This window comes from Providencia sp. UF-224 (assembly GCF_058245955.1).
On the sequence record NZ_JBSICC010000007.1, the window covers coordinates 25,274 to 40,262 of the forward strand.

Here is a 14,989-nt window from a genome sequence, read left to right on the forward strand (position 1 = left end):
ATACCTGCGCCATATCATGAGAAAAAACGGGTTATGGGAACTTAGAACAACAGACGTGCACGAATAGTGCCCGGCAGGTCTTTCAGTTTCTGTAGTGCTTCATCCGTTTGATTTGGTGTTTGCATCAGTACATCGATAACGACGTAACCCACATTACCTGACGTCCGTAAATACTGACCCACAACGTTAATGTTGTTGTCAGTAAACACTTGGTTAATGCTATTCAAAATACCCGGACGGTTTTCGTGGATATGCAAGAAACGGTTAGTGTCTTCAGTGTGTACAGGCAGAGAAACTTCTGGGAAGTTGACCGCAGAAAGCGTTGAACCGTTATCAGAATATTTTGCCAGTTTACTCGCAACTTCTAAGCCAATGTTTTCTTGTGCTTCTTCTGTAGAGCCACCAATGTGAGGCGTTAAAATCACATTGTCGAATTTAATCAGCTCAGAAATAAACGGGTCATTCGGGTCGTTATTTGCCGCGGGCTCACTTGGGAATACGTCAACCGCTGCACCGGATAAATGCTTGCTTTCCAGCGCTGCTGCCAATGCAGGAATGTCCACCACGGTACCACGTGACGCATTGATAAAGATTGAACCTGGTTTCATGCGGTCAAACTGTTCTTTAGCAAACATGTTTTTCGTGCTGGCCGTTTCTGGTACATGCAAGCTGACGACATCACTCATATTGAGTAACTCAGTCAAAGAACGTACTTGGGTTGCATTTCCTAAAGGCAGTTTATTTTCAATATCATAGAAGAAAACATTCATACCAATGCCTTCAGCTAAGATCCCCAGCTGAGTACCGATATGGCCGTATCCAACAATACCAAGGCGTTTACCACGTGCTTCAAAACAGCCTTTTGCTTGTTTTTCCCAAATACCACGGTGCGCTTGCATATTCGCTTCAGGAATACGACGTAACAACAGTAATAGCTGGCCTAATACCATCTCAGCAACGGAACGGGTGTTTGAGAATGGTGCATTAAAGACAGGGATACCACGTTTTGCCGCGGCGTCTAAATCCACTTGGTTGGTTCCGATACAGAAGCAACCAACCGCCACTAACTTTTCAGCGGCAGCGAAAATCTCTTCAGATAAATGAGTGCGGGAACGGATACCGACAAAGCGCGCATCTTTGATCGCTTCTTTTAATTCTTCATCAGACAATGCGCTTTTATGGTATTCAATATTGGTATAACCCGCTGCTTTTAAGTTATCAACCGCGCTTTGGTGAACACCTTCTAGCAGTAAAAATTTTATTTTGTCTTTATGCAAAGATACCTTGACCATTTCCCTACCCTATCGTGAACGTTTTAAATTTGTGACAGATGAATTTGCTTGTTTGACTCATGGTTTTGCTCAACATAATTCAAGGCATATCCATACCAGCACATTCATCTACCTTGAAATCTGAAAAGAGTATACCAACATAGCAAAATTCAGCGCAGTATCAATACAACCGTTTGCTTAAGGCGTACTAAAAAGCGCGAGGAAAAAGAAGTTAAATGGTAGAAAATCAGGAGCAGTAACACAAAATAAGGATTTTTCCTGCACAATGCATATTAGTGTGAGATATATCACCAAAATCGCGGGATAATAAAAATAATGAAATAAATTTCAAATTAATGATATTTATAAAACTGGTCAATTATTTTTCAATCTACCCACTAACCAAATACGTTAACGCCTTTTTTTTACTGCACAAAAAAGCCAGCAACTAAATAGTTTGCTGGCCTGTAGATTAACCAAATTAATTTATCGCAAATAATTGCGATTATAGTTTGATCGTTTTAACCCCGGCATCCGTTGTGCCCATCAGGACAACATCAGCACCACGATTAGCAAATAAACCAACAGTCACAACGCCCGCGATACCATTGATGGTGTTTTCTAATGCAACAGGGTCAACAATACTTAAATTGTGAACATCTAAAATCACGTTGCCATTATCAGTAACCACATTTTGACGATATTCCGGTGTACCACCCAGTTTGACCAATTCACGCGCCACATAGCTACGCGCCATTGGGATAACTTCAACAGGCAGAGGGAACTTGCCTAACACATCAACCAGTTTTGATTGGTCAACGATGCACACAAAGGTTTTTGCAATCGCAGAAACGATTTTTTCACGTGTTAACGCAGCACCGCCGCCCTTGATCATGTTCATATGATGGTCGACTTCATCCGCACCATCAACGTAAACATCTAATGAGTCCACTTCATTACAATCAAAAACAGGGATACCCAACGATTTAAGTTTTTGCGTAGACGCTTCGGAGCTAGAAACAGCACCTTCAATTTGCCCTTTCATTGTTGCCAATGCATCAATAAAGTGTGATGCAGTAGACCCTGTACCGACACCAACAATTGTGCCGGGTTTTACGTATTCCAGTGCTGCCCAACCCACCGCTTTTTTTAATTCATCCTGCGTCATGCTCATGCCTTTTGCTATTTAATTGAGACGTAATTAAGAATTAGTATATACCGAGCCCGCAATAAGTTGCAGTGTTGTTCGCTGCATTTGTGCGTTACTTCTTGTGATTTGTCGAGTGCCCGCAATAATTGCAGGTGTTATCAATAAAAATATGGCATAGTGCTTAGCAGAATAACAACAAGGAGACTTTTTGATGAAGCGCCCCGACTATCGCGCATTACAAGCACTGGATGCCGTTATCCGCGAACGCGGCTTTGAGCGTGCAGCTCAAAAGCTTTGCATCACGCAATCCGCTGTTTCACAACGGATAAAACAGCTAGAAAACCTGTTTGGGCAACCGTTACTTGTGCGAACCGTTCCGCCGCATCCGACTGAACAAGGGCAAAAGCTGTTAGCGCTGCTTCATCAAGTTGAATTGTTGGAAGAACAATGGCTTGGGGATGAAAATACGGGTTCAACGCCTCTGTTACTTTCCCTTGCCGTCAACGCCGACAGTTTAGCAACGTGGTTCCTCCCTGCGCTCAACCCTGTTTTAGGTAATAGCCCTATTCGGTTGAATATCCAAGTGGAAGACGAAACCCGTACTCAAGAACGTTTAAGACGGGGTGAAGTGGTAGGTGCAATCAGTATCCAGCCACAAGCGTTACCCGGCTGTTTAGTCGATAAACTCGGCGCGTTGGACTATATCTTTGTTGCTTCTCCTGATTTCGCCGCCAAATATTTCCCAGATGGTGTCACTCGCTCATCCCTATTAAAGGCCCCCGCAGTGGCATTTGACCACTTGGATGATATGCACCAAGCGTTTGTTCAGCAAAACTTTGGCTTATCGCCGGGCAGTGTTCCTTGCCATATTGTTAATTCGTCCGAAGCCTTTGTGCAATTGGCTAAGCAGGGTTCTACCTGCTGCATGATCCCACATTTGCAGATTGCTGATGAATTAAAAAATGGTGAGTTAGTCGACTTAACGCCGGGGTTGTGCCAACGCCGTATGCTGTACTGGCATCGCTTTGCGCCTGAAAGCCGCACGATGAAGAGAGTGACTGACGCCCTCTTAAAAACCGGGCGCCAGATGTTAAAACAAGAAGATGAAATTGCAGCTGAAAGTTAACGTTTTAGCTCAAACACCACATCAACTTGGTCATTAAAATCAATGCTTTGCTGTTCATAGGTCTCATCAATGTTGAGATCTTGAACAGCGGCTTTCATTTTCCCACCATAGGCTCTCGCCGCTATTGGGTAAGGCACTGCCGCAGGCGCATTATAACTGATGCTATACACTGGACCTAACTGCGCATTAAACCCTTTTGCAACTTCAGTTGCTTGCTCTGTTGCATTTTTGATGGCTTGCGCGCGGGCTGCATCACGATATTGCTCAGGTTTTAACACACCAAATTGCACTGAGTTAATATCATTTAAACCTGCCGCTAACGCACCGTCTAACAGGGTATTCAGTTGGTCCAGTTTAGTCACTTTCACTTCAACGGAACGGGTTGCAGTATAACCTTCAATCGTCGATTTTTGTTTTACACTGCTGTAATCATATTTTGGCTGCGTACGCACATTGGCCGCGTTAATGTCCTGTTTTTCGATTCCATTTTTCTTTAAGAATTCGAAATACTCGGCAACGCGCTTGTCTACAGCAGCTTTTGCCGCAGCGGCGTCTTTTGCAGTCACTTCAACAACAATGTTCAACGTCGCCATATCAGGCGTTGCTTTCACAACAGAATTACCAGATGTGGTAATGTGCGGGCCATTCGGTAACGCATCGGCCAGAGACAGGGTAGGAACCGCCGTACCTGCCACCATGGCAGCGAGAACTAAAGATTTTAATTTCACAGAACCTCCCAATACAATAATTTGTCGCTAAAAAAGGGATAGTTCACCATAAACTATCCCGAGTACAAATTAACAGTAACACATCATAAAAAAAGTGCAGATCAGAATAATAAGAAATTCACAGTATTTATCATTCTGTTGAGGTTATGTTGTTGTTAAGAGATTACCCCTAATCCTTTAAGCCCTTGTATTGCCAATTGAAGTGCAATAAACCACATCACACTACCCACAAAAACGTTGATAATTCGCTGTGAGCGTGGCTTATTCAGCACAGGCGAAAACCATGCGGCTAAAATCGCTAAAGCAAAGAACCAAACAAATGATGCTGTCAGCGCCCCCGCCGTAAACCAAGGCCGTAACTGGCTTTCTAATTGCCCTCCCACACTACCAAGTACGACAAAAGTGTCTAAATACACATGCGGGTTTAACCATGTGACGGCAAATAGCGTAACAATCACTTTCCAGCGGGTAATGACTTTATTTTCAGCTTGTAAGACGGCATCATCTGGGCTGAGCGCGGTGCGAAATGCGCCATAACCATACCATGCCAGAAAAATAACCCCGGCCCATGTAATTAACTGCATCAATATTTCAGATTGGCTTAATAGCGCACTGCCGCCAAATACCCCACCAATAATTAACACGGTATCACTTAAAGCGCATAGAAATGCACTCATCATATGAAACTGTTTACGGCTGCCTTGCTGTAAAACAAAGGCATTTTGTGGCCCTAGTGGTAAAATCATCGCTGCACCAAGAAGTGCGCCCTGAACATACGTTGTAAACATGCAAAAAACCCTAATAATTATTCAATTCGTATGCGCAAATAGTAGCGAGAAAAAATTATTAGTGGAAATGATTAACTCTAATAGGTCATAAGTTAGACTTATATAATGGAAGGGAAATACAGAGACAAAAATAGCGCCATAAATAGCGCTATTTTATTGAATCTAATTAAAAATTCATTTATTGAATTTTATGGGTTTCTGAACCTTGTTGGTGCAGATGCACATCCATTTGTGGGAATGGGATACCAATATTGTGCTTGTCTAATGCACGTTTGAAGTTTTCCATAAGATCCCAATACACCGCCCAAGTATCGCCATTGGTTGTCCAGTAACGTACCAAATAGTTTAAAGTCGACGGGCCCATTTCATTAAGGCGGATGGTCACACCTTTATCATGTTGAATGCGCGGGTCAGCAGCAACAATGTCACCTAACACTTTCTTCACAACATCAATGTCAGAATCGTAAGCAACACCAACGATAATATCACGGCGGCGGTTTGGCTCACGCGAGACGTTAATAATGTTGTCTGCAATGATTTTACCATTTGGGATCACAATAATGCGGTCATCCCCAGTTCTTAGCGTCGTTGAGAAAATTTGCACGTTTTGTACGGTACCTTCAACAGCACCGATTGTCACATATTCCCCTGCTTTAAGTGGTCTAAATACCACCAGCAATACACCTGCGGCAAAGTTACCCAGTGAATTTTGTAATGCTAAACCAACCGCTAAACCTGCCGCCCCCATCACCGCAATAACAGAAGCCGTTTGAACACCAATCTTGCCTAAAACGGCAATTAAGGTAAATGCAACAATGGTATAGCGCGCAATCGCCGATAAAAAGTCACTGACGGTTGTGTCAATACCTTTCATGGTCATTACACGGTGTAAACCGCGGCCAACCCATTTCGCAATCATCATACCGACAATCAGGATGACAATGGCAGAAACAATATTCACCACATACTGGACTAACAGATCTTGGTTTGCGACAAACCAATTCGTTGCATCATTCAACGCACCTGTAACATCATCAGTATTCATATGTGTGTTCCTTTCGCTTTTGTTATCAAAAAATAAATTTCTGCTAGCTCATTTTAACTAGAACGTTAAATCGCTAGTTTTACACTGCAAATAATAGCGATAATTTGTTAAAATACAAAACTTATCACTAAAAAAAATGCATTTATCGGTTTTCGATAACAAAAACACGATAGTCTTTTAACATTAATAGGAAGTCATCAATACCACAAAAAGCAACACTTTCATTATCATAGTAACTCATCCCCTCTTCGAGGCCTTCAGTTTCAAACGATAACTGGTTAGCTTTAATCATCACTTCTTCATCATCAAGCAGTAGCGTATATTCGTGCCCAATCAGCTCCCACTGATTTTCACTGCCTTTTAACTTTTCGTAGTTTTCTTCGATAGTATCGAGCAGACTAAGGTCGTTTTTAACCTCTTCATTTAGCCAATATCCAATCGCCTCATGATCCATCGAGAATTTTGCGGAGATAACTCCGGTAATATCTTGGAAAAATTGGTAGTCCATATGCAATACCTCTACTCTTTGCGTCATTATGCTCAGTATAACGCGAGATAATTCGATTTGTTGAGAGGTATTAACGCCTATTCTGAGATATTTCAATAATGGCATGAATTTCAACGCATCCGCGATAAAACTCGCTTAAAATTAATGCAAATAATGTGAATGTACGAAATAGGAGTCTCAATGATCAATCGATTAGACCATATTGTTCTCACGACAACGCAATTAGACGCCTGCCTTGACTTTTACCAACGCGTTTTAAAAATGCAGGTCATGACCTTTGGCGAGCAGCGTTATGCCCTGCAATTTGGCCAGCAAAAAATCAATATCCATCAATATGGTAAAGAGTTTGAACCCAAAGCACACTTGCCTGTACCCGGTGCGTTAGATTTATGTTTTATCAGCGATATCTCTCTCGCTGAAGTTCAGGCTCATATTCAACAGCAAGGGGTAGAAATTATTGAAGGGCCCGTGAAACGAACAGGGGCAATGGGGCCAATTCTATCTATCTATTTGCGTGATGTGGATTTAAATCTGATTGAGATTTCTGAATATCTTTAAAGCATAAAAAAGGCCTCTGTTTGTAGAGGCCTTATAATTACCAAAATAATGAATTAGACTGCGGTTTGGAAAATCACACCGTCAGCTTTTTCAGTATATTGTGATAACTGGTCAAAGTTCAGATAGCGGTAAGTATCTGCCGCGGTTTCATCCACTTTGTCCATATATTGCAGGTATTCTGCTGGGGTTGGTAAACGACCTAACAGTGATGCAACAGCCGCTAACTCAGCGGATGCAAGGTACACATTCGCTCCAGTACCTAAACGGTTCGGGAAGTTACGCGTTGAGGTCGAAACGACGGTAGCGCCATCTGCCACACGTGCTTGGTTACCCATACACAGTGAACAGCCTGGGACTTCAATACGCGCCCCACTCTTACCAAATACGCTGTAATAACCTTCTTCCGTTAATTGCGCTGCATCCATCTTCGTTGGCGGAGCAACCCATAAACGTGTTGGTAATTGGCCTTTATGCGAGTCTAATAACTTACCTGCGGCACGGAAGTGACCGATGTTAGTCATACAAGAACCGATAAACACTTCATCGATTTTCTCGTTTTGAACATCAGAAAGTAAACGTGCATCATCTGGGTCATTTGGTGCACACAGAATTGGCTCTTTGATATCATTTAAGTCGATTTCAATTACAGCTGCGTATTCCGCATCTGCATCACCTTCAAGCAGTTGTGGATCTGCTAACCAACTTTCCATGCCTTTAATACGACGTTCGATAGTACGACGGTCGCCATAACCTTCTGCGATCATCCATTTTAACAGGACGATGTTAGATTGCAGGTATTCTGTGATTGGCGCTTTATCCAGTTTGATCGTACAACCTGCGGCTGAACGCTCAGCAGAGGCATCCGCTAATTCAAACGCTTGTTCAACTTTCAGTTCTGGCAGACCTTCAATTTCTAAAATACGGCCAGAGAAAATGTTTTTCTTCCCTTTTTTCTCAACCGTCAGAAGGCCGTCTTTAATCGCATATAATGGGATAGCATGTACAAGGTCACGTAACGTGATACCCGGTTGCATTTCACCTTTAAAGCGCACCAATACAGATTCTGGCATATCCAGTGGCATAACCCCTGTTGCCGCAGCAAACGCCACCAGACCAGAACCCGCAGGGAACGAAATACCGATTGGGAAACGAGTATGAGAGTCACCACCTGTACCAACAGTATCTGGTAACAACATACGGTTTAACCACGAGTGGATAATACCATCCCCCGGACGCAGAGAAACACCACCACGGTTCATGATGAAATCAGGTAATGTGTGGTGAGTTGTTACGTCAACCGGTTTTGGATATGCCGCAGTGTGGCAGAATGACTGCATCACTAAATCCGCAGAGAAGCCTAAACACGCTAAGTCTTTTAACTCATCACGTGTCATTGGGCCTGTCGTATCTTGCGAACCGACAGAGGTCATTTTTGGCTCACAGTATTCACCTGGGCGAATACCTGGGCGACCACAAGCGCGACCAACCATTTTCTGTGCTAATGAGAAACCACGATTGCTTTGTGCAACAGATTTCGCATGACGGAAGACGTCAGTTACTTCTAGACCTAATGACTCACGCGCTTTGCTGGTTAAACCACGACCGATGATCAGTGGAATACGACCACCTGCACGCACTTCGTCAATCAGCACGTCTGTTTTTAATTCAAACGTTTCGAGTAATTCATTAGTTTCGTGGTTGCGAACTTCACCTTTAAATGGATAAATATCAATGACATCACCCATATTCAGTTTAGAGACATCCACTTCAATTGGTAGCGCACCGGCATCTTCCATTGTATTAAAGAAGATTGGCGCAATTTTGCCACCTAATACCACACCACCGCCGCGTTTGTTCGGGACGAATGGGATATCATCGCCCATAAACCACAGTACGGAGTTGGTTGCAGATTTACGTGAAGAACCTGTACCCACAACATCACCGACATACGCCAGTGGGAAGCCTTTTTTGTTCAGTGCTTCGATTTGTTTGATTGGTCCAACGTTACCCGCATCATCTGGCTCAATACCTTCACGGGCATTTTTCAGCATCGCTAACGCGTGCAGAGGAATATCTGGGCGTGACCATGCATCTGGTGCAGGTGATAAGTCATCGGTATTGGTTTCGCCTGTCACTTTAAATACCGTGACAGTCATTTTTTCGGCTAATGCAGGGCGTTGTTTAAACCACTCTGCATCTGCCCATGATTCAATAACTTGTTTCGCGTGTGCATTCCCAGCTTTCGCTTTTTCTTCTACATCGTAGAAGTTATCGAACATTAATAAGGTGTGGGAAAGGGCTTTTGCCGCGATAGGAGCTAATTTAGCATCATCCAGCGCTTCAATCAGTGCATGGATATTATATCCACCCTGCATAGTACCAAGCAGTTCAATCGCTTTTTCAGGGGAGATCAGAGGGGAGGATGTTTCGCCTTTTGCGATAGCGGCTAAAAATCCAGCTTTTACGTACGCTGCTTCGTCAACACCAGGGGGGACGCGGTTGGTCAGCAGGTCTAACAAGAAATCTTCTTCACCTTTGGGTGGGTTTTTCAGTAACTCTACCAGTGCAGCTACTTGTGACGCATCTAATGGCTTAGGGACAATCCCTTGAGCGGCACGCTCGGCTACGTGCTTACGGTATTCTTCTAGCACGACGTTCTCCTCGCTTCTTTGTTATTTATATACCCGGCTGTCTGCACCTTATTGACAAAATTATCATCCGGTGCCAGGTCAGAGGAATTTGCTCGCATAATCTCAATGGCGGTAAAATTATGTCCAGCTTCGGGCTCTCAGCATAGCAGAATTTAAACGTAATGTTAATTCATTCACAAGAAAGTAACATTTATCTACTAACTTCATGCCTTAACACTTAATTACGGGTTATTTTTTAGCTTAAGAGACTATAAATCATCATAAAAAGCTGAAAAAACCATACTTTTTATAATGCATTTTGCTGAGTAAAGCACCCTCTTTTGTGGCTTTTTCCTTCAGGTATCACAAATTATATTTATTATCGCAATTTTATTTACATTACTAATTGATAAGGTAAATCATTGCGATTGGTTTTAATCAACTTAAAGGATTTAATTGATTTTATTGGCCTTTTATTCCAAGCAGGTTTCCGAAGGGATCAACGAACTGACACATTTGCTTGTTACCATCTATTAACATCGGTCCACGATACAACTTAGCCCCTAACTGAGTAAAGTGCTCAAACGCCAAAGCAAAATTGTCTACTTGCCAATACAGCACAGTTCCTTTTTTACCTTCACTGACTTTTTCATCCGCTTGCACCACTTCTATCGTAAAGTCCCCCACATGCAATAAGGTAAAGTCAAACTCAGGTAAATATTCAGCAATAGCTTGAGGAAATGCCTGTTGATACCAAGCCAGCCCTGCTTGAACATCAGGTACGTGAATTAAAATCGCAGTTGGTTTTAGTTGCATGATGGTTTAGTTATTTAACTAGATGATAAACGATGGCCTGTATCATAAGAAGTTATCAAATCAGATCAAGTACGCTGTTAGCTTGATAAGTGTGAATGATTTAGGTACATCATGATAAGTGAGAGAGTTAGATGACCGTTTAAACGACCACCTTAATTTAATAGAAAGCACGTGCAAATTCGTATTAGACAAAAACCTTCTGATAAAACGTTAGACGGAAAATTTAAGATCCCACATACTTTCCATATTCATTTTTCCATAAAATCGCTGGCATTTCATAAAAATAGAAGTTCAGCGCATCATCATCTTCTGCTTTAGCATTTTCAGGCCAGTGTTGTTCAAGATGATTAACAATTTCTTGGCTATTAATATCCCAATATGGAATAACGTTGCCTAAAGGGTCATCTGGAGAACAAAATTTAATTACTTGCTCATCTAATAGCTCTTTTATCATAGAAAAAAATATACATCTATGTTCATAAAAAGATTTATTTGGATTCCAACCCACTATAGAACCAAACAACCCTGATAACCATAGCCCTTTTGCATCACCAATAATTTCATCAAAATGTAACGTTTTTTCCATACTAGATACAACCTGTTAAATTGCAGTCTAAAAGCTAATCTTTAACGACTTTAATTTCTTTATCAACTAGACGCCCAAAGCTTTCACTTTGTGAAATTACGGTGACGGTTTTCTGTATTAATTCATCAATACTAACTTGAAGCTGTTCAGGAATTAAGTATTCCATAGATAGAATCTGCCCTCGATGGTTCTACGTCCATTCTACAGTCCCATCTTTAAGTATCCAAACGGCTCCGCCAGGGCATTCTTTATCAAAAAACCAAAACTGATCAATTAATTGCTCTTCTGTTTCTGGAAATGCTGTATAGAAGCACTGTAATTGTTCATCTATTGAACCACTTAAAAATTTACCGTTCTTAGCTAATTTTAACTTTCCATCACTTAATAGCTTGTCTAAGAACCAAAAGAATATTTGTTTCCTTTCCTGAAAAGGGAAATTATCATACAGGGCATGGAGTGAAGGAAGCATATCTGGCGTGATATATGCCCATAACCCATCAAGGGCTTGGGTTTCAGCGTATTCAGCAATAGTTTTATATTCAATATTTGATATCATCTTATTTGTTACCTAAACTTGATCTCTGCATTTTTTCCAAGGCCGTTCTCTACTTGGCGTAAGGTTGGATTGTTTCTTATTTGGACTGTCCAGCGAGCTCCTGTTTGTTCTGCCGAACTAGATACGCTCCTAAGTGTTATCATTGTACCATCAGTTAGTTTGGCAGTATAAATACCATCTTTTACCTTAGTTAAGGGTTGAGCAGCTAATTGTTCAGCATAATTATATATCTGTTTGTCTGTTAAATTTTGACTATCATAAATCCTCGTTGAATAACGATTTCCTCCTACACCTTGTTTAATTGTTTGACCGTCAATAGTTATAGTCTGAGAAGGTGAGTCTTTATCATAAACCCGCGTTAATTCCTCAAAATTCTTTTGTTGTTGTTCATTATGACGAGCATGTTCCTCATCCCCAGGCTCCCAACCATCCGGTGTGCCAGAAGTACTGCCACCTAATTCCACTTTTTCTGAATTAGATAACTCCTTCCCAACATTTGGATTTTTTGCTGCTTTATCTAAATCATTTGAGCAGCTCATGCCAAAAGAGCAATCAAACGTTTCCGCTAGACCATCGCGAATATTGCCTAATGTATTTTCTATACCTTTCGCAAGGCCACTATTTGCCGTTTGTGTTACTTGCGAGTTTGAACCTGCACGATAAGGTAATGTAGGAACACTTGGCGTGGGGATAGCCAATACACTACTTCGAGCTATTCTCAGTTTATTTAATTCATGTATATTAGACTGAATTTCATTCAACGTATTTTGATGCCGCGCTTTAAAAGCCAATAAATGATTTCTTGCTTCTATTTCGACGCGCTGATTAACTGCCTTATAAAATGGCTCTACATTAAAAAAATCAACTCGGGGTATACCCGGTATTTTACCTGAAAAATTATTAGATAAAATTCTATCTCTATCTTGCTTCGTATTTAATTTTAATGTTGCAGTGATATTTAACTCTGATGAATAGAACTTCCATTGATAAGTACAAGGGTATTGCTCTGGGTTATTCAAAAACTTCCACTCATAAGATTTTTCAATATTACTCAGTTCCCCCCTTAATATAACAATTTTATCTTCGATAATTTCTTGTGGTGATTTTGGCGGTTCATATTTTAAAACGGGTAACTCTGGTGGTGACTGTACCTGATCCTGATAATCATAAAACTCCTTTTGAGGAGGCTCTTTATGGAAGCTATCATAATAATCCGCTTCTTTTAACCTATCATAATAATCAGTAACCCATGTATTTTTATTTATGTCCTCATATTGATCATCAGAAACATGATTCATTTCATTTTGAAAATAATGACTAAAGCTACTGGGTGGGGAGTGACTTCCTATTACTGTCATTGAATCTATATGACTCATATTTTCCATAATCTAATATCCTTATTAGCGATTAAATAACTCAATAAGGAAAATAAGATTTTAATTTTTTATAGTCAACTAAGCGATATCATTCTAATAATATGAAATTTCAGAATTAAATAATTATATTTAAAATAAGCATTAGTGAATTAAATAAAATATTGTTTTTTATTTTTAGACAGATACAAAAAAGCCAATGTGTTTCCACATTGGCTTCTTTATATGCGTTAGTGATAAATAGCCGACTAGAGAGACCATTTACCACTGCGAATTAGAAAATTACTTTTTCTTTTTCGCTTTTGCATTTGGTAAGTCAGTGATGCTACCTTCGTAGATCTCAGCAGCCATACCAATTGATTCGTACAGTGTTGGGTGAGCATGGATAGTTAATGCTAAATCTTCTGCATCACAGCCCATTTCAATTGCTAGACCGATTTCGCCCAGTAATTCGCCACCGTTCACACCGACAACCGCACCACCGATAACACGGTTAGATTGCTTGTCGAAAATCAGCTTAGTCATACCTTCTGAGCAGTCAGATGCAATTGCACGACCTGATGCAGCCCATGGGAAAGTTGCCACTTCGTAGCTGATGTTTTGCTCTTTCGCTTCTTTCTCAGTTAAACCAACCCAAGCAACTTCTGGCTCAGTATAAGCGATAGATGGGATAACTTTCGGGTCAAAGTAGTGTTTCAGACCAGAGATAACCTCTGCGGCAACGTGACCTTCATGAACACCTTTGTGAGCCAACATTGGTTGACCAACGATATCACCGATAGCAAAGATGTGCGGAACGTTAGTGCGCATTTGTTTATCCACGTGGATAAAGCCGCGATCGTCAACTTCAACGCCAGCTTTGCCTGCATCTAAGTTTTTACCGTTAGGAACACGGCCGATGGCCACTAATACAGCATCATAACGTTGTGGTTCTGCGGAAGCTTTTTTACCTTCCATAGACACATAGATACCGTCTTCTTTCGCTTCAACTGCAGTTACTTTCGTTTCTAACAGCAGGTTGAATTTTTTGCTGATTTGTTTGGTGAATACTTTAACCACATCTTTGTCAGCCGCAGGGATGACTTGGTCAAACATTTCAACCACATCGATTTGAGAACCCAGTGCATGGTACACAGTTCCCATTTCTAAACCGATGATACCACCCCCCATAACCAGAAGACGCTCTGGAACTTCTTTCAGTTCTAACGCATCGGTTGAATCCCAAATACGTGGGTCTTCATGAGGAATGAATGGTAATTGAATTGGACGTGAACCCGCTGCAATGATTGCGTTATCGAAATTGATAGTCGTGCTACCGTTTTCGCCTTCAACAACCAGTGTATTTGCACCTGTAAATTTACCCAGACCGTTAACGACGGTAACTTTACGGCCTTTCGCCATACCAGCCAGACCACCTGTCAGCTGATTAATGACTTTTTCTTTCCATAAGCGAACTTTAGAGATATCCGTTTTTGGCTCACCAAATACGATACCGTGCTCTGCTAATGCTTTCGCTTCTTCGATCACTTTTGCAACATGCAACAAAGCTTTTGAAGGGATACAGCCAACGTTTAAACAAACACCACCAAGGGTTGAATAACGTTCTACTAAAACAGTTTCTAAACCTAAGTCAGCGCAACGGAAAGCCGCAGAATAGCCTGCAGGGCCTGCACCAAGCACAACGACTTGGGCTTTAATTTCAGTACTCATCATGACCTCTTTTTGTTTTGTCCAGCGGTACTGCTGAATAAACGATCTTCCACTGGAAAAGTACACACCGAGAGCAGTTTACAGAATTGTTAACACCCTGAAAAGGCTCATTTCGTGATGTAACTCCCAACCTTTCGTAGCAGC

15 protein-coding genes are annotated in these 14,989 nt (G+C 41.4%); 2 read left to right on the forward strand and 13 right to left on the reverse strand.

Features of this window, described 5'->3' with window-relative positions:
• Positions 1-41: 41 nt before the first annotated feature.
• Positions 42-1,292, reverse strand: a complete 1,251-nt coding sequence (gene serA / locus AC4IFO_RS08810; protein WP_219246580.1) for a phosphoglycerate dehydrogenase — start codon at positions 1,290-1,292, stop codon at positions 42-44.
• A gap of 484 nt (positions 1,293-1,776) precedes the next feature.
• Entirely contained in the window at positions 1,777-2,439 is a 663-nt protein-coding gene (gene rpiA, locus AC4IFO_RS08815) for a ribose-5-phosphate isomerase RpiA (RefSeq protein ID WP_219246578.1), read from the reverse strand.
• A gap of 193 nt (positions 2,440-2,632) precedes the next feature.
• On the opposite strand from rpiA, the gene AC4IFO_RS08820 reads away from it, so the two are divergent.
• Positions 2,633-3,547 (forward strand): LysR family transcriptional regulator ArgP, encoded by a 915-nt coding sequence (locus AC4IFO_RS08820; RefSeq protein WP_219246576.1) that lies wholly within the window; start codon positions 2,633-2,635, stop codon positions 3,545-3,547.
• On the opposite strand, the gene AC4IFO_RS08825 is transcribed toward AC4IFO_RS08820, so the two are convergent.
• The 4 genes from AC4IFO_RS08825 to AC4IFO_RS08840 form a co-directional block, all read right to left on the reverse strand.
• Positions 3,544-4,275, reverse strand: a complete 732-nt coding sequence (locus AC4IFO_RS08825) for an oxidative stress defense protein (protein ID WP_490733573.1) — start codon at positions 4,273-4,275, stop codon at positions 3,544-3,546. The two genes, AC4IFO_RS08820 and AC4IFO_RS08825, sit on opposite strands and share 4 nt — an antisense overlap.
• Positions 4,276-4,430: 155 nt before the next feature.
• On the reverse strand, positions 4,431-5,063 hold the full coding sequence (gene argO / locus AC4IFO_RS08830) for an arginine exporter ArgO (protein ID WP_490733575.1): 633 nt from the start codon (positions 5,061-5,063) through the stop codon (positions 4,431-4,433).
• 178 nt (positions 5,064-5,241) lie between these two features.
• Positions 5,242-6,108 (reverse strand): small-conductance mechanosensitive channel MscS, encoded by an 867-nt coding sequence (gene mscS / locus AC4IFO_RS08835; protein ID WP_490733577.1) that lies wholly within the window; start codon positions 6,106-6,108, stop codon positions 5,242-5,244.
• Positions 6,109-6,250: 142 nt separating this feature from the next.
• On the reverse strand, positions 6,251-6,616 hold the full coding sequence (locus tag AC4IFO_RS08840; RefSeq protein WP_273804531.1) for a YacL family protein: 366 nt from the start codon (positions 6,614-6,616) through the stop codon (positions 6,251-6,253).
• A gap of 180 nt (positions 6,617-6,796) precedes the next feature.
• Between AC4IFO_RS08840 and AC4IFO_RS08845 the strand changes: the two genes are divergently transcribed.
• A complete protein-coding gene (locus AC4IFO_RS08845; protein WP_490733579.1) occupies positions 6,797-7,174 on the forward strand; it encodes a VOC family protein in 378 nt (125 codons plus the stop codon).
• A gap of 53 nt (positions 7,175-7,227) precedes the next feature.
• Here the strand turns inward: AC4IFO_RS08845 and acnB are convergent, their stop codons facing one another.
• From acnB to lpdA, 7 genes are all read right to left on the reverse strand, one after another.
• Positions 7,228-9,825 carry a bifunctional aconitate hydratase 2/2-methylisocitrate dehydratase gene (gene acnB / locus AC4IFO_RS08850; RefSeq protein ID WP_490733581.1) on the reverse strand — a complete coding sequence of 866 codons (2,598 nt, stop codon included), beginning with the start codon at positions 9,823-9,825 and terminating at the stop codon, positions 7,228-7,230.
• Between the two features lie 441 nt (positions 9,826-10,266).
• Positions 10,267-10,620: a VOC family protein gene (locus tag AC4IFO_RS08855; RefSeq protein WP_275076458.1), complete on the reverse strand. Its 354-nt coding sequence runs from the start codon at positions 10,618-10,620 to the stop codon at positions 10,267-10,269.
• A gap of 223 nt (positions 10,621-10,843) precedes the next feature.
• On the reverse strand, positions 10,844-11,206 hold the full coding sequence (locus AC4IFO_RS08860; protein ID WP_490733584.1) for a hypothetical protein: 363 nt from the start codon (positions 11,204-11,206) through the stop codon (positions 10,844-10,846).
• Between the two features lie 34 nt (positions 11,207-11,240).
• On the reverse strand, positions 11,241-11,372 hold the full coding sequence (locus AC4IFO_RS08865; protein ID WP_490733586.1) for a hypothetical protein: 132 nt from the start codon (positions 11,370-11,372) through the stop codon (positions 11,241-11,243).
• A 24-nt stretch (positions 11,373-11,396) separates the two neighbouring features.
• Positions 11,397-11,762, reverse strand: coding sequence for a DUF596 domain-containing protein (locus AC4IFO_RS08870; protein ID WP_490733588.1), 366 nt, complete (start codon positions 11,760-11,762; stop codon positions 11,397-11,399).
• 8 nt (positions 11,763-11,770) lie between these two features.
• Positions 11,771-13,147, reverse strand: a complete 1,377-nt coding sequence (locus AC4IFO_RS08875) for a hypothetical protein (protein ID WP_490733589.1) — start codon at positions 13,145-13,147, stop codon at positions 11,771-11,773.
• 270 nt (positions 13,148-13,417) lie between these two features.
• Positions 13,418-14,845 (reverse strand): dihydrolipoyl dehydrogenase, encoded by a 1,428-nt coding sequence (gene lpdA, locus AC4IFO_RS08880; RefSeq protein WP_206082677.1) that lies wholly within the window; start codon positions 14,843-14,845, stop codon positions 13,418-13,420.
• Positions 14,846-14,989: the final 144 nt, after the last annotated feature.